This is a genomic window from Paenibacillus macerans, assembly GCF_050565405.1.
Classification (GTDB): domain Bacteria; phylum Bacillota; class Bacilli; order Paenibacillales; family Paenibacillaceae; genus Fontibacillus; species Fontibacillus macerans_B.
The window spans coordinates 56,357-77,661 of sequence record NZ_JBNYYG010000023.1 but is presented as its reverse complement, the minus strand read 5'-3'; the positions used below and the strand labels follow the sequence as shown (position 1 = coordinate 77,661).

General features: G+C 51.5%; 20 protein-coding genes and 1 pseudogene. 3 read left to right on the top strand and 18 right to left on the bottom strand.

The window, feature by feature from the left end; all coding sequences use genetic code 11:
* Positions 1-181 precede the first annotated feature (181 nt).
* The 6 genes from ACQ4N8_RS15260 to ACQ4N8_RS15235 are packed head-to-tail and all read right to left on the bottom strand — an operon-like array spanning position 182 to position 7,207.
* A complete protein-coding gene (locus ACQ4N8_RS15260) occupies positions 182-1,651 on the bottom strand; it encodes an alpha-L-fucosidase (protein WP_430705233.1) in 1,470 nt (489 codons plus the stop codon).
* Between the two features lie 40 nt (positions 1,652-1,691).
* Positions 1,692-1,850 (bottom strand): DUF6903 family protein, encoded by a 159-nt coding sequence (locus ACQ4N8_RS15255; protein ID WP_430705232.1) that lies wholly within the window; start codon positions 1,848-1,850, stop codon positions 1,692-1,694.
* 31 nt (positions 1,851-1,881) lie between these two features.
* Positions 1,882-4,044, bottom strand: a complete 2,163-nt coding sequence (gene gnpA, locus ACQ4N8_RS15250; RefSeq protein WP_430705231.1) for a 1,3-beta-galactosyl-N-acetylhexosamine phosphorylase — start codon at positions 4,042-4,044, stop codon at positions 1,882-1,884.
* Between the two features lie 19 nt (positions 4,045-4,063).
* Entirely contained in the window at positions 4,064-4,927 is an 864-nt protein-coding gene (locus ACQ4N8_RS15245; protein ID WP_430705230.1) for a carbohydrate ABC transporter permease, read from the bottom strand.
* 21 nt (positions 4,928-4,948) lie between these two features.
* Positions 4,949-5,839 (bottom strand): carbohydrate ABC transporter permease, encoded by an 891-nt coding sequence (locus tag ACQ4N8_RS15240; protein ID WP_430705229.1) that lies wholly within the window; start codon positions 5,837-5,839, stop codon positions 4,949-4,951.
* A gap of 39 nt (positions 5,840-5,878) precedes the next feature.
* Positions 5,879-7,207 (bottom strand): carbohydrate ABC transporter substrate-binding protein, encoded by a 1,329-nt coding sequence (locus ACQ4N8_RS15235; protein WP_430705228.1) that lies wholly within the window; start codon positions 7,205-7,207, stop codon positions 5,879-5,881.
* A 199-nt stretch (positions 7,208-7,406) separates the two neighbouring features.
* Here ACQ4N8_RS15235 and ACQ4N8_RS15230 point away from each other — a divergent pair, with 199 nt between their 5' ends.
* On the top strand, positions 7,407-8,246 hold the full coding sequence (locus ACQ4N8_RS15230) for an AraC family transcriptional regulator (protein WP_430705227.1): 840 nt from the start codon (positions 7,407-7,409) through the stop codon (positions 8,244-8,246).
* 67 nt (positions 8,247-8,313) lie between these two features.
* On the opposite strand, the gene ACQ4N8_RS15225 is transcribed toward ACQ4N8_RS15230, so the two are convergent.
* The 8 genes from ACQ4N8_RS15225 to ACQ4N8_RS15190 form a co-directional block, all read right to left on the bottom strand.
* Entirely contained in the window at positions 8,314-9,549 is a 1,236-nt protein-coding gene (locus ACQ4N8_RS15225) for an MFS transporter (protein WP_430705226.1), read from the bottom strand.
* 166 nt (positions 9,550-9,715) lie between these two features.
* Positions 9,716-10,180: a MarR family transcriptional regulator gene (locus ACQ4N8_RS15220; protein WP_430705225.1), complete on the bottom strand. Its 465-nt coding sequence runs from the start codon at positions 10,178-10,180 to the stop codon at positions 9,716-9,718.
* A 46-nt stretch (positions 10,181-10,226) separates the two neighbouring features.
* The gene (locus ACQ4N8_RS15215) at positions 10,227-10,775 is read right to left on the bottom strand and encodes a CueP family metal-binding protein (RefSeq protein WP_430705224.1); all 549 of its coding nucleotides are present in this window, start codon (positions 10,773-10,775) and stop codon (positions 10,227-10,229) included.
* A 124-nt stretch (positions 10,776-10,899) separates the two neighbouring features.
* Positions 10,900-11,985, bottom strand: coding sequence for an AI-2E family transporter (locus ACQ4N8_RS15210; protein WP_430705223.1), 1,086 nt, complete (start codon positions 11,983-11,985; stop codon positions 10,900-10,902).
* Between the two features lie 129 nt (positions 11,986-12,114).
* Positions 12,115-12,831: an ABC transporter permease gene (locus tag ACQ4N8_RS15205; RefSeq protein ID WP_430705222.1), complete on the bottom strand. Its 717-nt coding sequence runs from the start codon at positions 12,829-12,831 to the stop codon at positions 12,115-12,117.
* Positions 12,828-13,754 (bottom strand): ABC transporter ATP-binding protein, encoded by a 927-nt coding sequence (locus ACQ4N8_RS15200; protein ID WP_430705221.1) that lies wholly within the window; start codon positions 13,752-13,754, stop codon positions 12,828-12,830. Before ACQ4N8_RS15200 ends, ACQ4N8_RS15205 begins: the two co-directional genes overlap by 4 nt.
* Before the next feature lie 92 nt (positions 13,755-13,846).
* On the bottom strand, positions 13,847-15,148 hold the full coding sequence (locus ACQ4N8_RS15195) for a sensor histidine kinase (RefSeq protein ID WP_430705220.1): 1,302 nt from the start codon (positions 15,146-15,148) through the stop codon (positions 13,847-13,849).
* Complete coding sequence (locus ACQ4N8_RS15190) at positions 15,145-15,819, bottom strand: response regulator transcription factor (protein ID WP_430705219.1); 675 nt, start codon at positions 15,817-15,819, stop codon at positions 15,145-15,147. Before ACQ4N8_RS15190 ends, ACQ4N8_RS15195 begins: the two co-directional genes overlap by 4 nt.
* Before the next feature lie 146 nt (positions 15,820-15,965).
* On the opposite strand from ACQ4N8_RS15190, the gene ACQ4N8_RS15185 reads away from it, so the two are divergent.
* Positions 15,966-16,553, top strand: a complete 588-nt coding sequence (locus ACQ4N8_RS15185) for a TetR/AcrR family transcriptional regulator (RefSeq protein WP_430705218.1) — start codon at positions 15,966-15,968, stop codon at positions 16,551-16,553.
* 138 nt (positions 16,554-16,691) lie between these two features.
* A pseudogene (locus ACQ4N8_RS15180) lies at positions 16,692-16,937 on the top strand (DUF2306 domain-containing protein); the annotation flags it as partial.
* On the opposite strand, the gene pgmB reads toward ACQ4N8_RS15180, so the two are convergent.
* Genes pgmB through ACQ4N8_RS15160 form a run of 4 tightly spaced genes read right to left on the bottom strand, consistent with a single transcriptional unit; the run spans position 16,934 to position 21,252 of the window.
* Complete coding sequence (gene pgmB, locus ACQ4N8_RS15175) at positions 16,934-17,626, bottom strand: beta-phosphoglucomutase (protein WP_430705217.1); 693 nt, start codon at positions 17,624-17,626, stop codon at positions 16,934-16,936. The pseudogene ACQ4N8_RS15180 and the gene pgmB sit on opposite strands and share 4 nt — an antisense overlap.
* A 5-nt stretch (positions 17,627-17,631) precedes the next feature.
* Positions 17,632-18,507: an alpha/beta hydrolase gene (locus tag ACQ4N8_RS15170; protein ID WP_430705216.1), complete on the bottom strand. Its 876-nt coding sequence runs from the start codon at positions 18,505-18,507 to the stop codon at positions 17,632-17,634.
* Positions 18,508-18,522: 15 nt separating this feature from the next.
* Positions 18,523-20,226 (bottom strand): glycoside hydrolase family 3 protein, encoded by a 1,704-nt coding sequence (locus ACQ4N8_RS15165; RefSeq protein WP_430705215.1) that lies wholly within the window; start codon positions 20,224-20,226, stop codon positions 18,523-18,525.
* A gap of 33 nt (positions 20,227-20,259) precedes the next feature.
* The gene (locus ACQ4N8_RS15160) at positions 20,260-21,252 is read right to left on the bottom strand and encodes an ABC transporter permease (protein WP_430705214.1); all 993 of its coding nucleotides are present in this window, start codon (positions 21,250-21,252) and stop codon (positions 20,260-20,262) included.
* Positions 21,253-21,305: the final 53 nt, after the last annotated feature.

Below are 21,305 nucleotides of genomic sequence, written 5' to 3'. Positions count from 1 at the left end.
TTCTTTCCTTTCCCCGAGGCTTGTCGGTTTCTCTGTTACCTGATCAAACGGGATAATTGTGCAAAGCTTCCGGACAGCGAGTGTTGACCTGACGCCAAAAGGTTGCCAGCTCCTTTTCGGCTATTCAGGATGAAACTCAACAAATTAACGGGACTTTTTCCAGTTAATGAGGCTGCGAACCTCACTCCCGGTTGATCATCGACAGCCGAATCGTCGCCAACGTCGGATATCCGCGGAACCGTTTGAAAATGACCTGCACCTGTCGAGCCGTCGTCAAAGGGACTTGGACGATTTTTTTGTATCCGATCACCGTGCCTTCCCCGATCAGGCGCCAGTCATGACCCGTTCCTTCCCCGTCGCCAGCCTCAGCGTTAACGCCGTCTTCGCCAGCGGCCCAAAGCTCAAACGCTTCGACCCGCTGGCCCTGCAGGATTTGCTCCTGCAGCACCACGGCATTGAAGGCAACGGGATCGGCGAATGAGGCTCGAACCCACGGTTCCCGGTCCCCGTCGGACGGCCTCCAGCCCCGGGACGGATCGCCGTCCGCAAGACATTGCACCGGCCCGGCTTCGTGCGCCGTGCTGGAGGCAGCATACGCCGCGCCGCGCATCAGCCGTGTGTCGTTCAGCTCGGCAATCCGGCGTCCCAGCCCGGCCAGCGCAGCGCAGTCCGGCTCCGCGATCACCCCGTCGCGGTTCGGTGGAACATTTAACAGAAACGTCGCATTGCCGCCGACGGCATTCACATAGATGTCGAACAATTCGCGTTCGCCCCGAACAAGGGCATCCTCCGCCTCATGGTAGAACCAGCCGGGACGAATCGACGTGTTCACCTCGGCGGGGTACCAGACCCATTCGCCGCCGTAGCGCGCGATCGCTTCACGGCTTCCCAGGTCCTCTTCCATGGAGTTAAGCGAGCGGGCAAAGGACGGATCATCGGCCTGCTGCGATTTCTCCGCCGTCTTCTCCGCATCCTGCAGCGCCTTCGGGACGACGCTCCATTCCTCCGGCCGCGTGTGTCCCGCTTCATTACCGACCCAGCGGATGTCCGGCCCGCACACGCTGATCACGCATGGCGGCTGCAGCCGGCGAATCGTCTCGTAATAGCGCTCCCAGTCGTAAACCTGCCGTTTCCCTCCCGGCCCTTCGCCGTTGGCGCCATCGAGCCAGACGCATGCGATCTCGCCGTAATTCGTCAGCAGCTCCGTTAGTTGATTCACGTAGTAATCGTCGTACGGCTTCCCTTCCCCATAGCTTTGTTCCGTCCGATCCCAAGGCGATAAATATACCCCGAACTTGAGGCCCTCCCGCCGACAGGCTTCCGAAACTTCGCGGACCAGGTCGCCTTCGCCGTTTCTCCAAGGGCTTTGCGCAACCGAATGGGACGTATACCGGCTGGGCCAGAGGCAGAAGCCGTCATGATGCTTGCAGGTGAGGATCGCCGCCTTCATTCCGGCCTGCTTGAGGACCGCGACCCATTTGGCCGGATCCAGGTGCTTTGGGTCGAACAGGGAGGCATCCTCATGCCCCGTCCCCCACTCGCGCCCGGTCATCGTGTTGATGCCGAAATGAATAAAGCCGTAAAACTCCAGCCTTTGCCAGGCCACCTGCCTTTGGGAAGGCTTAACGTTGAAAATATCGTTCATGTTCATCTAAAGAAGCGTTCCTTTCTTTCATCCGCAGGTCGCGATGCTATTGGTATTTCCGGTTGTAGTCATAGAGCAGGACCAGCAAGCCGGCCAGTCCGGCAAGCATCAGTCCCAAATCGCCGTAACTCGTGCCTCGGCCGTGACCGAAAACGACCAGACCGATGCACGCGGCCAACAACAAAAACCGAACGATGAGTTTCATTTGGCGATCCCCTCTCGTTTGTGGTACCGAACTAACCGATTTCCTTCCATGCGATTTCGCTTGGGCCGAGTTCAAACATGGATATATTCCCCGACCCGTCATACACGGCCGTTGTTTGTGGATCGTTCGTGTTGTTGACGACCGCATAAACGCCTTGCTGCGGATACGCATGCACCTCGCAATGCAGATTATCGGCATACCAGCGCTTCAGCTCCGCTTCCTTGCCGGCGGCAAAATACAGGCTTCGCAGCAGCAGCCGCGCATTTCCCGGGGAATACGGCAATCCGGCGATATACACTGCCCGCCCTCGCCCCGGCCGATGGGCCGCGAGATGAACCTCTCCGTTCGAGTACTCCAATATTTCTACCCGATCATGCAGGGCATACATGTGGTTCGTGGTTTCCCCGAAATCAAATACCGTCCCGTCTGCCGTAATAAAATGAGATTCGGCCTGTCGGTCGAAATATTTGTCCGTGGACACGCTGAACCCGAGCTCTTTATCCACCCCAAAGCAATCGGCCAGCTGAAAATAACGTCCCTGATGCTGTATCGCCGTCGGCTCTCCAACGCCGATCAGGCCCCCTCCGCCGTAAACCCACTGGCGAAGCGACTCCACCAGCCGCGCGTTTTTCCAGATCTCTCCGCCGGAAAAGGCCGTATGCGCATCGCCGGCATTGATCACCACATCGATCGACGGGTCGATGCCCTGCTTCAGGACATCATCAAAGCTGATAAACTGCACATCCACGCTCATCCCGCTCAAAGCCTCCAGAATCCCGTAATAGGAATAGGCCTGTTTGCTATAGAGACTATGCGCCACCGTAAACGCCTGCCACGTCCGCAGCGCCCCCCAGCAGTTCAGCACGGCCACCTTAAGCCCCGCGTAAGGCGTACCCCCCCGGATCTTCTCGTGAATGTCGCGAAATTCATCCGTAATCCGCTCCACGTAATCGATGAACTTCGGGAACTTGTAAGCCAGGCTCGGGTACCCGCCGTACCCCATGCGGTCGACCGGTTTCCGCAGTATTGCGCGCCGCGCCGCCAGCCAATTCCGGTTCGCTTCGATGACTGGGTCGTTGCCTTCATGGAAGACGTCCGGAAAGAAATAGGGCAAAAACCTGCCCTCGGTATATTTCACGTGCGGTATGTCGGAAATCATCCGCAGCGTCGTGCCGTCACCGACGCTCCCCACCACGGCATCGAGCCCCATCGATTCGAAGTAAGGTCCGTAAGGCTCCGTGCCGATCCACTGATCCCCGAGGAACATCATCGCTTCTTTTCCGCTGGCGTGAACGAGATCGACCAATTTCTTCGTTTCCGCCGCCACGAAGCGGGAGACGAAGTCGACGTAATCCAGGTAAGCCGGGGTCGGTACCCGGAAGGACGAGTTGTAGTACCCCTGGTCGACGAAATCTTCGGCCGTCAAGGCGTACCCTTTCTCCTCGGCAAACGCCTCCAGCATCGCCACCGACACGCTGGCTCCGTAACCGAACCAGTCGACGAACTTCTCCTTGCCGAGCTCGTTGAAGACCAGCGTGAACTGATAAAACAACGTGGTGAAACGTACAACATCCACTTCGGGGTTATCCTGTAGCCATTTTTTTAACGTGTCATGAATAAAGGCATTGGAATGGGGCTGTTTGACGTCAAACGGAATTTCATGCGGCTTGTCGCCCCAATCGTTGGTGATATGGTTGTACATTTGCACCGGATCCCACTGAATGTAAGCCAGGAACGATACCGTGTATTGATGCCAGGGCTCCGCATGATCGATGATCACGGTATCGTCCCGTTGGCGGATGCGCCAGACGGAGGACGGTACGAGCTTTCCGGTCGTTCGATCCATTACCTGCCAGTAGCGATACGGATCATGAAGGTAGTCGACGTCGAGCTGATCCCGGTAATACGACCGCAGCAAACCGATCTCCAGCGTATCCGCCTCGGCCAAGACGAACTCCGACAGCAAATAGATTTGCGGGCATTCCTCCATATGCCGTTCAATGAAATCATTGTGCCCCCTGGACGGAAAATAGGCCGTATATATTTTCGCGGGGAGCGACTTCACGGCCTCATCCAGCTTCGTCCCGTCGCTGTCGCGGATCGCATCCGCGCCCCACCGCTCCATCAGCTCCTTCGTCTCCCTCTCGAATCCTTCCTCGCTTGGCAGCGTGACTCTTCCTTTATGCTTTGCCATTAAGTATCCTCTTCCTCTCCTATTCTCTTGTGCCTCCGGCCGTCATGCCTTCCACCAATCTGCGCTGCACCAAAATGTACAAGATTAAGGCAGGAACCATCACGATCACCAGCCCCGCGTACAAACGGCCATAATTCGCCGCGGCTTTCTGGGCGGTCATCAGGTTCAGCAAACCGACGGGCAACGTCTTGTTCGGCCCCGGCAGCAGCGTCAGCGCGATGATGTAATCGTTCCAGAAAGCCAGGAAATTGAACAGAATCACCGTCACGATGCTGGGCCGGGCCATCGGCACCATGATGTTAAGCATCGTCCGGAAATGCGAGCAGCCGTCCATCGAGGCCGCCTCTTCGAATACCTCCGGGATCGTCTGGAAATAACCCGACAGCAAATAGATCGTAAACGGGATCGTCGTTGCGGCGTACACCAGTGCAAGCACGCCCAAATTGTCGATGAACAAGCCGTCCGGGAACAGGCCGCCGAGCAGCCGGTCCCCATCCAACAGCATCAGGAAAATCGGCACGACGATGTAATTGACGTTAATGAACAATCCGCCCATAAACAGCAGGTTCAACATCCTGCGGCCCTTAAATCGATAGCGTGCCAGGACATAAGCCGCGGGTACGGCCACGACCAGCAGAATCGCCAGGGCCAGCAGCGTCGCAAAAAGCGAGTTGAGCAGGTAAGAGCCCATGTTGGCTTCGGTAAACGCGTCGATATAGTTTTGCAGGTATACGCCCGCCGGCATCCTCCAGGGATTTCCGTAAAACTCGGATTTTTGTTTCACCGAGGCAAACAGCACCCAAACCATCGGAACCACGATGGACAAAGCAAGCAGACTGAGGACCACATAGATAAATACTTTATACAATTTGTCGGCTTTCATCGGTTCTCCATCGGCTCCTCCCTAATATTGTATGGTTTCCCGCTTCGTCACCCGGCTGACCAGGAGCGACAGCCCGAACGAGAACAGGAACACGACCGAGCCGATGGCCATCCCGTATCCGTAAGAGGAATTCGTATAGGCCTGTTTATACATATAGTTCAGGAACACCTCGGTCGCCCCGTCCGGTCCGCCGTTCGTCATTGCTTTGATCAAGGTAAAGCTTAGGTTGATCGAGCTGATGATAAAAAAGGTCAGCGTGTTTCTCAGGTTCTGCCAAATCAAGGGGAGCGTGATGGAGAAAAATTGCCGCACCTTCCCGGTCCCCTCCAGCGCCGAAGCTTCGTAGAAGCTCTCCGGAATGCTGGACATGCTGGCCATATACATCACCATGTAGTAACCGACGGACTGCCAGATCATGGCCGCGGCAATACTGTAGATCACGATGCCTTGATCCCCCAGCCACATATGCTGCAGGAAATCAAGCCGGAGGATGCCGAGCATTCCGTTCAGCAGCCCCTCCTCGGCATCGTAAATGGCCGAGAAGATAGCTGCGATAATAACGACCGACAACACGTTAGGGATGTAGAAAACAATCCGGTACAGATCCTTTCCCTTGACCTTTTCCCTCGTCATGATCGCCGCGAACAACAGCGCCAGCGACATCGTCAGGATCGTCACGACCACCAGCAGCAAAATCGTATTTTGAAACGACTTCACGAACACCGCGTCGTCCATCAGGATTTTGAAATTGTTCAGGCCGACGAACTGTTTGTCCGCGGAAAAACCGCTCCACTTGTACACCGACATCCGGAATACGTTGAGGGTTGGCACCACCATAAAGAGGAAGAAAAGCACAAACGCCGGCGTGATGCACAGCCATATGAATCGGGTTTTGCCTTTGTTATGGTTCACTGTCTCACCCGCTTCCTGCTAATCATGAAAGTGAAAATTCTACTTGGCCGCTCGCAATTTTTCGCTGGCATCGTTTAAGTCCGACCGCCAGTCATCCACGGTTTTATCGCCCGAGATGATGCTGTTGGCCGTATCGAACAACGTCGTTTTGATGTTGACGCCTTCGACCGGACTCGTGCTGACGAACCCGCCGACCAACGCTTTTACGTTCGGTTCGTCGTATACGCTGTAGAACGATTGGTTTTCGCCCGTCAATTGCTCGGAAATGCCTTTGATCGGCTGAATGGCGTTCGATTGGGCAAAAATGTCGGCCGCTTGGTCGGAGTACAGGAAGGAAATGAATTGCTTCGCCAGGTCTTTGTTTTTCGCTTGGGACGGCACCCAAACGGCTTCCGTCGAAGTGACGATATAGCGGTCCCCGCCTTCGTTCACCGTCGGAATCGGGGTTAATCCCCAAGCAAAGCCCTCCGCTCTCGGGGCGTCCGCCATTTCTCCGGCAATCCAGGTGCCGTTAGGCATGAACAAGACCTTGTTATCCAAAATCGCTTGTTGATTTTTCGTAAAATCCTGTTCGTTGGCGTAGGCGACGGTCGTGTCCGAGGCGTAGCTCAGCAGCTTGGCGGTAATATCCAACGCTTGCTTGGCCTCCGCGGTCTGCCAAATGTCCTGCTCGTAATTCATCACTTTGTCGTAGAACTCCATCCCGCCGACGTCCGCCAGCAGGGCAAAGAAAAAGGAATCCATATACCCGGCGGTCGGATAGGTAAACAAAGCGATCCCTTCGCTTTTCGCCTTATCGCCGAGCGCAAACATCTCGTCCCAGGTTTTCGGGACGTCCCAGCCTTTTTGCTCGAACAGTCCCTTGTTGTAAACCAAACCCGTCGGCGAATAGTACATCGGCATCAGATAAGTGCGGTCATCGCCGTAAGGATTCGTTCCGAGCGTTCCGATCAGCCCGTCGACCAGCTTGTCCTGGATTGTTTGCTCTTCGCCCGGCACCTGCATCGATAGCACATCGGTCAGGTCCTCCAGCCCTTTGTCCTTGATCAGCGTCTCCGTGAGGCCGGCGCTGCGGCCTTGGCCCAGCACCACGACATCCGGATATTTGCCGGCTTTCATGCCCGGGGTGATTTCATCCTCGATGCTTTTGCTGATCGTCAGCTCCACGTCCACGTCAAACTGTTCCTCGAACGCGGCGATGACTTCGCTGTACATCTCTTTGCCGTAACCGCCTTCGAGCGCGGCCATCTTCAGGACCGGCTTTCCCTCTTCCCCGGAGGAAGAAGCTCCGTTAGAATTGGCTCCGCAGGCCGTCAAAGTTAACATTGCCGCCGCCAAGATGACGGCGCCTATTTTTTTGACTTGCATTTGAACGCCTCCCACTTTTTATTTATTTTCATTATAGTGATAAGAAAGCGTTTTTAAATATGTCAATATTGCTATATTTGTTAGGTATATTGCTTTATTAATGAAAAAAGATAACATTTTGTGCTATCATTTGTTTGACATGAACCCGTGAACAAAACTGCCGGACGATATGTATTTTGGAAAGGAAAGGATTGGATATATGACGAATCAGCCATCTTCTGCGGTAGATCTGATCGCCAGCCTGAGTACGGAGCTGATCTATATCAACAAGTCGGATGCCGACAGCCAAAACTGGATTGGCCTGAAGCACTCCCACCATTTTGCCGAGTTGTTTTATGTGACGGGCGGCACGGGGGAGTTTCTCGTCAGGGACGAGCGCCTCCCCATCAAAAAGCACGACGTGATCATCGTGAACCCTAATATCGAGCATACGGAAATTTCCGATTTCAGCGATCCGCTGGAGTATTTCGTCATCGGCCTGAACGGCATCTCCTTTATTTCCGACGAGGACACGGTGCCCTACGTTCGTTTCCGGGACCCGGACAAAAGCATCCTGCTCTACCTGTATAAAGCATTCGAGGAATATAGCGCGAAGCAGGAAGCCTATCTCGAGCTGTGTAGAAATCTGATCCAAGTCATCTTGATTTTGGTGCTGCGCAAAAAGCACGTCTCCATCAACGTCTCCTCGACCGAAAAGGTGCAAAAGGAGGTGGCCCTAGTCAAAAATTACATAGATGTCCATTTCAAAAGCACCATCACGCTCGAATCGTTGGCCGAGGAAGCGCATATCAACAAATACTACCTCTCCCACTTGTTCAAAAAAACGTATGGCGTTTCCCCTGTCAAATACCTGAACCAGGTGCGGATGGACACGGCCAAATTTCTGTTGGAGTCGACCAACTACTCCGTGCTCGAAATCTCGGAAATCATCGGCTTCAAATCGCAGTCGTATTTCTCGCAGACGTTCAAGCGGGAGATCGGTCTCGCGCCGCTCGATTATCGGAAGGAAAACCGCCAGAAAGCCCGAGGGCCGGTGTGAGCGGCCCCTGCAAAAAAGAGAAAAACCTCGCCACGGCGAGGTCCCAAACTATAGACAAATTGGTAGTTTACATCTTTACTTGCGTTCTCTTATATAAAACGGGGATTGCCGCCGCTATTAGGATCACCCCCATAAAAGCGGGTGCGGGAGACCCAAGCGATACATAGATTTGACCTCCTATGATGGGCCCGATCATTCTTGCTAAAGCCTGAATAGATTGGCTACCTCCTTGAATCCTTCCTTGTTCGCTGGAATCGACGGACTTGGAGAGCATCCCGTTGAATGAAGGCCCAAAGATCGAATCGCCAAAACCGAATATAAACATTCCGGCGATAATAAGAGGATAGAATGAGAACAAAACAGATAGCGCGATAAGGCTGTAGCCTATCATCTCCGAAACCATTCCAAGAATGGCTATCTGTTTATCGCTAAGTTTGATCAAAAGCTTCGGCATGATGAAACCTTGCGACACGATGTCTTGGACGCCCATTATTGAAAACATAAGTCCGATGATTGTAGGCTTCCAGCTGAAAGTATCCATCGTAAGTTGCGAAAAGACGGCCTGTAAAGATCCGTTGGGAATCCAAAGTAAGAACGCGGAGACAAGCAGCCTTTTTAAGTTTTTCATGGAAAGGACGTTTGCAAGCTGTGTAAATGGATTCAGTCTTACAAAGGCAATCTCCTTCCGTCTGTTACTCTCGTCAAGGCTCTCAGGCATATAAAAGAATCCGTAAACCACATTCAAAAAAGTTATGGTTGCTCCAAAATACATGGGCACAGAATATCCAAACTTGGCAAGCAATCCGCCTAGAGTGGGGCCAATGACAGCGCCAGCACCTACAACCGCACTCACCCATCCAAAGTATTTGGTTCTCTGTTCCGGAGGAATGATATCCGCAAAATAGGCGAAGATCGTGCTTATGCTCCCGCCTGTTATACCTTCTATTATACGCCCGGCAAATAGGACCCATAAAGCTCCTCCTATGCCAAATACGAAGTACCCGATTGCGGAACCCAAAAGGCATACCAAGAGCAACGGACGACGGCCATATTTGTCGCTCAAAGCTCCAAGCGCGGGGGCCGCAAAAAACACGCAGAAGGCATAAACAGAGGTCAGCAGCGTAACGGCTATGGCTTGTTCTCCCGGATTGCTTATATAAGGCTGTACTAAGAATGGGACGACAGGTGTTAAGATGCTGAAGCCTATTCCGCAAAGAAACACAGAGATAAGACCGAATAGTAATGCGTGTTTATCTATCGTTTGTTCGGTGTTCTGTCCATGGTGTGATCTAAATTTGAACACTTAGATTCTCCCTTCAAGATTTGTGATTTTGATTCCTCGGAAACAAACTTATCATATCGCGACTTTGTTTCCTTGTCAACAAAATAACAACAATAAAAAAGCAGCCCGTTCTCAATAGAGCCCGGCTGCCTGCGGTTTCTTTTTCATGATTCAAATTGATGCCGACTTAGATATCAATCCCCTGTTTCTTTATTTCCGCATCCAAATGCCTGCTATACTTTTCCATGAAGTTAAGCATACTATCAAATTGTTCCTCGGTTACCTGCTCAAATACGGCTTTATCCCGCTCTTGAAACTCTTGATGCAGTTCCTCATGGATTTGATAAATGATTTTCCCTTGCTCCGTAAGCCTGAAATAGATTTCTTTCTTGTTATCCGGCTTCTGGTAGCTTTCGATTAAGTCCTTTTCCATGAGCTTCTTAGTTAATTTGCTTATGGCACCTCTGGTCATATAAAGGGACTCCGCAAGTTTGGTCACGTTGGGATCCGCATTTTTTCCAACGGATTCGATGCAATGCACTTCAGAAGGCTTATAACCCTTTAGACGGTCTTCCATCTTAATCTTATTAAGCCAAGCCATCTTGTTAAATAAGTCCCTGAAATCCATGATGACCTGATCTCGTTTGTTCATGGCCCGTCCTCCCACCCGTCGGTGCATAAACCATATTATTTACATTTTAACTGAGCTGCAATGTCGTGATGCACGTATTGTCGTTATCAAACGTGGAAATTTCCGATTCCGCCGTTTTTCCGTCATGTTCGACCGTGACCCGATAGGTTTGATCGCGCGGCAGCCACAAGTCGATAAATCCGTTGGCTTGGGATTTCATCGTTTGATCCACTACCGTGCGGCCTTCCGAATCGGTGACGTTGACCTGGAATTCCTGTTCTGCCATTTCGCCTTGGCAGCCGGTCAAACTATGGATTTCGCAAGGATGCGTTTGTTCCACATACGGCGCGATGGATACGAAAAACTCATCCTTGGGCAGATCATAAGTCTTCGAATTTGCCGTATCGCCGTTCACGATAAGCTGTCGCGGCGTGATGGAAGCGGACTCGGCGGTCAAGTTGCGGACGCTGTAATCATGAACGAGCTGCTTGAGGCTTTGGGCGTCGAGCTCTTGCGTCGCGTTGCCCTTGTCCCCTACTCCTGTCAATATATAGAAGGTTCCTACGGCGACTACGGCAACAACGCCCACAGCCGTCCAGATTGTACTCCGTTTCATTCCTGGCACCCTTTCCTGTTCAAAATTTTGTTTGCAGGCCAAAAACTAACCCGATTATAACACAAGCTTGGCGGGAAGGTTATCCCTGCGCAGCCATTCTTCATTAGTTGAGCGCTTTAAACACTCACAAAGCTTCCCAATGAGACCTTACGAACAACTTATATAGCCGCTTCCAGGCGATTTTCAACAGCATGTACACCGGGATCACGACCAGCATGCCGACGATGCCGAACCAGTTGCCGCTTCCCAAAACGAGCAAAATCGTCGTCACCGGGTGAATGTCCAGCTTTTTTCCAAAGACATAGGGTGAAATCACATTATCCTGAATCTGCTGCGCCAGCAAAATAATGACCAACGCCCAAACGCCTGTCGACGGGGACTGAATCAGGCCGATGATAACAATGGGAATGGCAGAAATAATCGCCCCGAACAAAGGTATAAAGTTTAAAATGACCGCAATCGTCGTCAGCAAAAGGGCATAGGGCAGCCCGATCGCTAGGAAGCCGATAAACATCAGAACGCCAAGGGCTGCATTCACGATGACCCGGCCGATAATATAATCGTTTAACGCCTTGTCCATGTCCCGGGTAGCGCGAAACACCTCTTTCCGATACCGAATGGGAGAGAGCTTGACCAAGCTGCGTTTGAAGCGGTGGCCTTCTTTCAACATGTAATAGAGCAGAATCGGGAAGGTAAACAACACGATCGCGAATTGGGACAGGAAAGAGACGAAGCCGGTCAGGTAATTCGTCAAAAACGAAATCCCCTGGCTCAAGTACTCCGAAAAATTAGCGGCCAAGCCGGAATCGGAAGGAATAATGGACGAGAGGAAAGGCGTTTCTCCCCACTCCTTCAGTTGAGCGTCAAGCAGATTCACGAATTGGGGAATGTTTTGCACTAAATTGACCAACTGAGCTTGCAAAAGAGGCCATACCCCGGCAATAAATGCAATGGTTAAAATGGCCATGACGACATAAAGGATAAGGATCGCCAAAGACCGCTTGATTTTATGCCGTTCCATGTAAAGGACCACGGGGCGAAGCAAATAATAAAAAAATCCTGCGAGCAGCAGCGGAATCAAAATGGCTCCGATCACGGCTTGCATCGGGAGGAAAAAAGGCCTCACCAAGGAAAATACATAGACGATGGCCAGCAAAATCAAAATGAATTTCGCGCCGCGGGTCCATCTTTCCAACAAATTCATTCTCATCAGCACCTAACTTAATAATTATCGGAATACGATGCCTATATTATATAATTGAATGGACCCAAAAATAAAATCGTACATAAAGGCAACGCCTTATGTACGATCAGACCAAAAAAGCGGATCATGTTTAGGTTATCTTTGGTCGGCATAACGCCACCACGTTAATGTGCCGATAAAACCGGCAAACCCGGCAACGCCAAGAATAAGGTAGCTTAGGATATTCAAAACTCCGGCTTCGGCTCCCGCAAAACCGAATTGCACCGTTTGCAGCGCCGGAATCGCCCATGGCACATAAGGACCGAGGGAACTCCCCCCAAGACTTAGCGCCAGGATCAGGGTCAGAAATACAAACCCGATCGGAGCCAGCCACCCGCGTGACCAACTGGCCAAAAAAGCGACAAGCGTGCAAAGCAGGATATTGGAAATCGAAGTCAAGGCGAACACGCCAAGGGCATGCAGGATGACGTCCCATGAAAATCCGGGCAAACCCACAATGCTTCCTAAGCCAAGCACATATACAAATACGATGATTGCCATTAACGAACAGCATACGAGAACCGCAGCATATTTCGCCAGCACCAGGTTTATTCGCGACACCGGCAATGAAAGCAGATCTTTCAGGGTGCGATCCGTATATTCACGGCCAAACAACCAACTCGTCAGGAACCCAAAACCGATGGACCCCAAAATCGTAAATCGGTAAACCGCTCCATCCAGAAAGGAGTTCCAGTCCGGTTGGCCCGCTTCTTGCGAAACGACGAATATTAAAAACAGAAGCGTGAGCCAGGGTACCAAAGAACGGCGCAATTTATAAGTTTCGACTCCAAAAGCAGCCATAAAATAATTCACTTGGCTTCGCCTCCAATCATCCCGACGCTTCTCAAAAAATAGGATTCCAAATTTTCTTCTTCCACTTTCAGCAAGGTTGGGGGCATATCGGCATGTACCAGCAGCTCCGCGATCTGTTCCGGATGACGAATAGCCTTCTCACTTGTCACTTCAAGTAATCCCTGGCCGGACAAATGAACGGAATACCCTTCCTCCGCCAGTTTAGCCCTTGCAGCTTCCGGGTGACGGGTTTCCACCCACAGATGTTTGTTGCGAAGACGATCCAGCTCGCTAGCGCTCATTTCCTGCATCATCCGGCCTTGATGGATGATTCCGAATCGCGACACCATCTTGGACATCTCCTCCAGGATATGACTGGAAATAAAGATCGTTACGCCATGATTGCCGGCCAGATCCTGCAGCAATTCTCGGACCTGATAGATGCCGGCGGGGTCAAGTCCGTTGGTAGGCTCGTCCAAAATCAGGATGCTCGGATTATGAATCAGCGCTTTCGCCAATCCAAGCTTCTGTGCATTCCCTAAAGACAGGTCTTTCGCCTTCGTATGTTCATAAGGAGTCAAATTCAGCTTCCGCAACACTTCATCAACCGGTTTTTTGCCGGAAATCCGTCGAAGCCGGCAAATGAGTTCCAGGTTCTCCCGTACGGTGAATGCAGGATAAGCATAAGGCGTCTCCACGAGATAACCTACATTTTCCCACAACCCGGGATCGCCGCTTTCAACCCATTTCCCATCCAAGTAAACTCCCCCGGATGAAGGCCGTATCATCCCCAGAAGAAGGCGAATAATCGTTGTTTTCCCTGCACCATTCAACCCCAGAAAGCCATAAATCTCCCCTTTGTTGACAGACAGGGAAATATCGTCAATGACCGTCTTACTTCCGTATCGTTTGAACAAATGTTGCGTTAGTATCATTTCCGGCATGCACAGCTCTCCTTGTTTGTATTCGTCTCCCTCTCGGGTTCATCATACAACAAGCGAGTAAACTACATTTAAATCAAATATACCATAAAATGTCAATTTGACAAAAACACAGTAATTGTTGTGCCTGCACCCGGTTGACTACGCAAGCGAATACCGCCGCCATGCAAATCAACGATTTTGTTGACGATGGATAAACCGAGTCCGCTGCCTTTCGTTGAATGCTCTCTAGATTTGTCCGCTTTATAGAAGCGCTCGAAAACACGCTGCTGATCTTCCTCCGAAATGCCGATTCCCGTATCCGAGATGTGAACCTCGATGTTTGCGCCATGTTGATGCAGCTCCACCCTTACCTTGCCGCCTTCGGGCGTAAACTTGATGCTGTTGTGAATCAAATTAGTCCAAACCTGGCTCATCCTGTCTTCATCCAATGTACAGATTGCTTCGTTCAGGGAAGCCTCCATACCGATTCTTTTGCTTCTCCATTGCGGTTCGCTAGCCAAAATCAAATCCCTTAATTGCTTATCCAGCCGGTAGGGGCGACGTTCCAGTTTCATACTCTCCGATTCCAGAACCGTAAGCTGGAGCAAGTTGTCACTCAACTTGGACAGTCGCGCACTTTCGGTTTCAATAATGCCTAAATAGATTTTTGCCTCCTCGGGACTTGCTTGCTCGCTGCTTTGCAAGACCTGGGCAAATCCGCGGATGGACGCAAGCGGGGACTGGATTTCATGGGATACGTTGGAGATGAACTCCTGGCGCATATTCTCCATCTGCTCCAAATCCGCGGCCATATTATTTACGCTATTCACTAATTCGCCAAACGATTCGTTTTCGTTGAATTTAACCTCCAGCCTGGCTTTGTAGTCGCCACTGGCAATGCTCTCCAATACCCGGATGACGGCGGCAACCAAATCGATATATTTTGCCACATTCCCACGTTTGAGGTAAGATCTTACCAGCCATAAGAGAGTCAGCCAAATCAACCCATTGAGGCCCAGTCTATAGATCGATTCCTTTGCCGGAACATGGCCCAACGTAAAATAAATGATTTGCGTAAAAAGCCCGGCCAGCGCGCCGCAGCCGATCATAATAGCCAGTGTGGCAAGGGTGAGTACGATACCTCCAATCATCGTTTCTTTTTTCGAAAGCTTCGTTTTAAACGATGGCTGTACTCTCGTATATCTACCGATGAGCAACAGGAATACGATCCATATCAAAAGGACAAGGATCAGAAAAGCAAACGTGGGTCTATGAAGCTCCTCGTAACCCATAAGAGAAGCGGTCATGCGGCAAAGTGTATAAGCAAGAATATAAGCAATTACTAAACTTACAAGCAGCAATACCGTCAAGCCCCGGGCATTCCTATCGTTCCGAACATGATTTTCCTTTTTCACGGATTCACCTCCAAACAGTAGCCAAGACCTCGCAGGGTCCTGATGGCAAAGGCATGATCGGATTCCGGAAAACGTTGGCGCAGCCGATTGATATGCACGTCCAGCGTCCGTTCGTTTCCTTCAAACTCGTACCCCCATATGTCCGTAATCAGCTCTTCCCGCGAAAATGTTTTGTTGGGATGACTGGCCAATTTGAATAAAAGCTCAAATTCCTTCAGCGGCAGAAACAGGATTGCCCGGCCTACGGTAACCTCATAGTTCTTACGGTTCATGAACAATTCGCCGATGTTCACCGTTTGGGACGATACGATTTGATAACGTCTTAACAATGCCTTCATTCTCATCACTAATTCCATTGGCTCTACAGGTTTGACCAGGTAATCGTCGGTCCCTGATTGGAACCCCTTCACTTTTTGCTGAAGGTCTCCTTTGGCGGTAAGCATCAGCAAGGGGAGGTCATAATGAGCCCGCAGTTCTTGGCACAATTGCCAGCCATTCATGTTCGGCATCATCACATCGAGAATGACCAGGTCGACTTTTACGGTCTCCAGCAGGGAGAGCGCTTCGATTCCGTCGGAAGCTTCATATAATTCGCAGCCTTCCTTTTTTAATACAACGGTGATCAGTCTGCGGAAATGAGGGTCATCATCCACGATTAATATTTTATTCATGCCGGTTTATCGTTCACAGCCTCTCTATATAAAGTACATTTTGCATGTTATTCTTAAGTAGAATTATATATCCCGCGAAAAATAAAGTACAATTCGTACGTTATTCAGATCATGAATCTATAGAAATCACTCAGGAGGTTGCACTCATGGCTAGGGGACGAAGAAGAGGAGAACAATTGGAAGCGGCGATTCTGGAAGCGGCCTATGAGATTCTATCGACCTTAGGGTATGAGAATATGACCTTTCAGAACGTTGCAAAACAAGCAAAAACCAGCAGAACGGTGATCTACGGGCGTTACAACAGTCAAGCCGATCTCTTGTACGCGTTGGTACAATACAGATTTACGCAAGCCCACGGCGGGAGATTGATTGATTTAGTTCAGGAACAAGGGGATTTGCGAGCCGATTTATTAGCAGTCTTAGAGTTATACCAGCAATTTTTAGATACGGTGGGCCCGGAAATTACGAGCGCCATTTTGTTCGAATTGAGCCGAAAAAACGAACAATTCCGGGAGTTCTCCATCCGAGGGCAGGAAAGCAATATCGAGGTCATGAACAAGATACTGGAGTTTGCTAGACGGCGAGGGGAGATTCAAGGCGAACTCTCGGTAATGCAAATGAGTTTACCGTTCGACTTATTGCGTTTTGAGAACATGATGCGAGGCGGAAATGTAACGAAAGCGTATCTGGACCAATTCGTCGATGGAGTGTTGATGCCGATTTATACGAAATAAAATATCGAAGTGTTCTTGGGGCCCGTTCCAACAGATGGGCATCGCCGCGTATTAAGCAATCGTCCGTTGAACGAATCGCGATGGAGACCTGTTTTTCCTTTGCTCGCGGACTCAGGCTATCAACCGACTTCCGGTTCCACCGCCATGGCGCTCGTACAAATCAAAAAGAAACGGATCGTCCAGCACCGAAGCTGGATGATCCGCAGTTACGCCTTTTGTTTCACGAATATGCTGATTCATCTTCTCACTTTTCTTTTTCACCAAGGGTTCGGTCTCATCTACGCGACCAGCTATACCATCGGCGTTTACGGCTCCATTGTCCTGCTGTTGATCATTCCTGGGGTCGTCATTCAAAGGATCGGCCCATGGAAGTGCCGCCATTAGAGCCGAAACGGGGACCCGCAATCCTCATCCCCGCGGTAAGCTTCCAGAATCCCGCCCAACGTGAGCTCCGATGTATCGGCGACCAGATACTTCGCTTCGCGCAAGGCATCCGGCGACCCGATGCCGACCGAAAACATGCCGGCGGCGTTGATCGCTTCGATGCCGGCTGCCGAGTCCTCCACGCCGACGCATGCTTCGTACGGGATACCGAAATAATCGGCGGCATTCATGAAGGTTTCGGGATGCGGTTTGCCAAAGCGGATCTGACCGGCATCGACAATATAATCAACCGCGCCGGCCAGGCCAAGCCGTTCCAGAACAACCTTCGCGTTCCGGCTTGCGGATCCCAAAGCCAGCAAGAGGTCCGCGTTCCGGATACTCTTCAGCAGCTCGTCGATCCCCGGCAGCCTATCGCTTGGCCGGATCGTTTCGATCAGCCCCTGATAGAGCAAATTCTTTTGGGTCGCCCACTGTTCCTTTTCACCGGCGGACAGGTCAAGCGGCCGGGGAGCGGCCGCCAGCACCCGCTCCAGCGATTCCATGCGGCTTACGCCCTTTAGCCGCTCGTTCAGTTTGCGGTCCACTTCAATGCCAAGCTCCGCTCCAATTTGCTTCCAAGCCAGATAATGGAACTCCGCCGTGTCCGTGATGACGCCGTCCAGATCAAAAATGAATGCTTGCGGTTGCATGCTCCTTAACCTCTCCCTTGCTCAAGCCATTTCGCGCTTAATTCGACCCAAGCTCCGAGGCTTAACGCTTTGACCTGCTCCTCCGGTTTCACGGTTGCATCGCCAAGTGACATGCCGTGAGGCCCTTTTTCGAATAAATGCAGTTCGCAAGGCACTTGATGTTCAAACAGCTTGCCGGCCAGACCAAGCAAATCGGTCGGCAGAATGACGCTGTCTTCGTAAGTCCCCCAGATAAATGTGCGGGGCGTATCCCCGTTTACGTATTGCAGGAGATTAAGCGACCGTTCTTCCTCTTCCGTCAAATTTTCCTTGCCCATCAATATTTCCCGGATGTTCGGGCCGCGAAAATCCGGCATTAGCCCCTTTTCCATCAGCTCGATAACAAAAGGCGGGGTTTCCGTCGACCGCGGCTCCAAAGTAACCGCCGGATAACCGAGGATCAACTGATTCGGCTTGATTTGCTCCGGGGTAAGTCCGATCTCGCCGGTAATCAATGCATCCTTATAATAAATACCGAGGCTTAAGGCCAAATTTCCGCCGGCCGAAAATCCGGCGACGCTGATGTCGTTTACATCCACCAGCCATTCGTCGGCCCGATCCCGAATGATGGACATTGCTTTAGCCAGTTCCCGAAGCGCCGTCGGAAACGGGTTCTCGATCTTAACGGAATATTTCAGCACAAACGCATGATACCCCATTCTGGCAAATGCAAGCGCCACAGGTTCTCCTTCGTTTTGGGAGATGAAGGCGTATCCTCCCCCCGGACAGATCAGAATGGCGGGTCGGGTCATATCTTTCCGCTCAAACTCCCCGTTTTCCTGTACGTAGGTCGTCAAGGTGGCCGAAGAGTGTTCGAATAGCTTTATCGTTTCATGTATCACATGTGTTCCTTCTTTCTATAATCGGGTATCCCATTTTCCGCAAAATGGATCCACGGGGCTTATTCCTTTGAAATCCGATTGCCCCGACAGTTTTCGCACCAGCATGGGCAAGGTATAATCGTTAACCCCATACGTATTGATATAGGTTTTGACGCGAGGAACATCCAGCAAATGATACGGGTTTTCCGTCGAAATAAACAGGGTTGGAACGGATTGCATGTAAATGGGCACGTTTACCCCCATCGGATTGATCCATTCGATGCGTACGGCGGTCTGATTCGATTTGGTCGCCAGGTTGCAAAGATAGATGATCAGGTCGTATCGGTCCTTCATCTCCGTAAACGAGCCCTGCAGCCCTTCGTAGATGCCGTTCGGCTCGAATCGCGTCACTTCGAAGCCCTCGGCTTTCAGCAACGGAATAAATGAAGCCGCAAGCCCGCTCGATTTGTTGTAGCCAAGCGCGTTCGCCTCGCTTTCGATATCGTAAAGCAGCACCCGCTTATAGCGATCGCTGGTGATGGGCAGCACGCCGGGTTCTTCCTTTACGAGCGTGATGGACCGGTCGGCGACCTGCTCGGCGATGCTCAAATGCCGCTCATTCTTCAAGACCGCCTCCACCGTTTCCGGGGACGGAAGGTTATTCTTCTTATGCAAGGCTAACGATGCCTTCAACCCGAGGATGCGCAGCACGGCTTCATCCAGCCTTTTCACCGAAAGCAGTCCTTTTTCCAGGCCCTGCTTCATGAAGGCGACATCCTCGTCCAGGTTTTTGGTGAACAGAAACATGTCGCACCCGTTTTCGATCGACCTCGGAACCAACTCGTTTCGCGGCATCGGAATATTCATCCCCGCCATGGTGGTTGCATCGGTCATAATCAAGCCGTTGAAACCAAGCCGCTCCCTAAGCAAGCCGTTAAGCAGCTCTTTGGCGAGCGATGCCGGCAAAATATCTTTATCCTTGAGCGACGGATCCAGCTTCTTCGAATATTCGGGCAGCGCGATATGCCCGACCATCACCGTCTTGGCTCCTTCATCGATTAGGTGTTGATATACGCTCCCGAAGGTGCGGTCCCACTCGTCGGGCGAAAAGGTGTTGACGGAGGTAACGAGATGTTGGTCCCTTTCATCCACGCCGTCCCCGGGAAAATGCTTGACGGATGTAGCCATTCCCTGCTGTTGGGCCCCTTTAACATAAGCCGCGCCCATACGCTTTACCCGCTCCGGATCGCTGCCGAAGGTTCGTGTATTCGTAATCGGATTGCGAAAGTTATAATCCACGTCAACGACGGGCGCGAAGGCGTAGTTGGCCCCGACGCTTTTCCCTTCAAGGGCGCAGATCTTCCCCAACTGATAAGCAAGCTCGGTATCGTCGGTAGCGGCGATCGCCATACTCGAGCCGATTTTCGTTCCGTCTTTCGTAATTCCCTGGCCGCCGGCTTCCAGATTCGCCGCGATCAGCAGCGGAATGGGGGCGGAGGATTGCAAGGCCGTAACCGTGGCCATCACGCTCTCTTTGTCCATCGAACGGCACATCAGGCCCCCCACGCCAAGTTCCCCGGCCAACCTTTTTAAAAACGGCTCGTCCTGCTTGTAGCCAACCATAAAAAACAACTGGCCGATCTTTTCGTCCGTCGTCAACCGCTCAAAGGTCGACTTCACCCATTCCAAATCGTCATCCTGCAAATCAAACGGTTTATTCCGCAGCAGATTGATGTCCATAGGTTTCTTCTCTCTCCTCTCCCAACTTCTTTCCTAGGCCTGCGCCCTGCTCCCCGTTTTCATCCGGTTAAGGTAGGACCGGATCCGCTCCTGATTCGTGGTATACGCCATGAATACGACAATAAACACCCCAACGATGACGGTTTGCAGGGAGCTGTTGATCCCCAGCACCACCATCCCGTAGGACAAGGCATTCATTCCGAGCGCTCCCGCAAAAATGCCCAACGGTAAATTCGTGAATTGCGCCAGGTACAGCCCCATCAATACAGGGGCCATAGAGGAGAACATCAAAGCGGTGGAACTGAGATTTCCGGCAGGCGATACCAACACGGTGGAAGCGTTCAGGACGGCAGCGACTCCCAGCAGTGCACCGACCACCAAATAGGTCAGTAACATGTTCTTCTTCTCATTCACGCCCATATTGACTGCGAGTCTTGGATTCGCCGACAAGGATCTCGTATCGTAGCCGAATTTGGTATGACTCAACAAGTAGTAAAATAACACCATAATCAGCGCGAGCACGATATAGATCAAAGGAGGTCTGGCGAATACGGTCAAGTTGGCATGCATGAAAAGTTGTGTTCCCGAACCGCCGAACACGACGCCGGATACGGCCTCGTACATCATAACCACACCAAGTGAAACGATAATCGTCGGCACTCGGATCCATAAATAAAGCAAACCTTCGAACAGACTGAGGAGAATCGCAACGGCAATGGTGATCGCCAGCAGCATAACCGGCCCGAGCCCCAGATCAATCGTCAAATTGCTGCCGATAATGCCGGCAAGCATGATGATTATGCCGGGGGCAAAATCCCACCTTCCCCCGGATAGAGGCAGCGCAATGGCATACGCCGTGATCGTTGTCAGCACGCTGCCTCTCACAATCCGGTCGAAAGCGCCAACCGAGATATACCCCGTTTTGCCCATGAGAAGCGTCACAATAAGAATGCCGAGATACACCGCGATCGGAAACATGAAGGTTTTCAGGAGGTTCACTGCCTGTTTCTTAATCAAGACTCGCATATTTTCACTCCATTATCCGCTTGCCCGTCAGACTTCTTCCCCAAGCAAGCATG

Bases quoted from the DNA above. Each gene is read 5' to 3' on its own strand.
- ACQ4N8_RS15260 (WP_430705233.1), bottom strand. From the start codon at position 1,651: ATGAACATGAACGATATTTTCAACGTTAAGCCTTCCCAAAGGCAGGTG.
- ACQ4N8_RS15255 (WP_430705232.1), bottom strand. From the start codon at position 1,850: ATGAAACTCATCGTTCGGTTTTTGTTGTTGGCCGCGTGCATCGGTCTG.
- gnpA (WP_430705231.1), bottom strand. From the start codon at position 4,044: ATGGCAAAGCATAAAGGAAGAGTCACGCTGCCAAGCGAGGAAGGATTC.
- ACQ4N8_RS15245 (WP_430705230.1), bottom strand. From the start codon at position 4,927: ATGAAAGCCGACAAATTGTATAAAGTATTTATCTATGTGGTCCTCAGT.
- ACQ4N8_RS15235 (WP_430705228.1), bottom strand. From the start codon at position 7,207: ATGCAAGTCAAAAAAATAGGCGCCGTCATCTTGGCGGCGGCAATGTTA.
- ACQ4N8_RS15230 (WP_430705227.1), top strand. From the start codon at position 7,407: ATGACGAATCAGCCATCTTCTGCGGTAGATCTGATCGCCAGCCTGAGT.
- ACQ4N8_RS15220 (WP_430705225.1), bottom strand. From the start codon at position 10,180: ATGAACAAACGAGATCAGGTCATCATGGATTTCAGGGACTTATTTAAC.
- ACQ4N8_RS15215 (WP_430705224.1), bottom strand. From the start codon at position 10,775: ATGAAACGGAGTACAATCTGGACGGCTGTGGGCGTTGTTGCCGTAGTC.
- ACQ4N8_RS15210 (WP_430705223.1), bottom strand. From the start codon at position 11,985: ATGAGAATGAATTTGTTGGAAAGATGGACCCGCGGCGCGAAATTCATT.
- ACQ4N8_RS15200 (WP_430705221.1), bottom strand. From the start codon at position 13,754: ATGCCGGAAATGATACTAACGCAACATTTGTTCAAACGATACGGAAGT.
- ACQ4N8_RS15190 (WP_430705219.1), bottom strand. From the start codon at position 15,819: ATGAATAAAATATTAATCGTGGATGATGACCCTCATTTCCGCAGACTG.
- ACQ4N8_RS15185 (WP_430705218.1), top strand. From the start codon at position 15,966: ATGGCTAGGGGACGAAGAAGAGGAGAACAATTGGAAGCGGCGATTCTG.
- pgmB (WP_430705217.1), bottom strand. From the start codon at position 17,626: ATGCAACCGCAAGCATTCATTTTTGATCTGGACGGCGTCATCACGGAC.
- ACQ4N8_RS15165 (WP_430705215.1), bottom strand. From the start codon at position 20,226: ATGGACATCAATCTGCTGCGGAATAAACCGTTTGATTTGCAGGATGAC.
- ACQ4N8_RS15160 (WP_430705214.1), bottom strand. From the start codon at position 21,252: ATGCGAGTCTTGATTAAGAAACAGGCAGTGAACCTCCTGAAAACCTTC.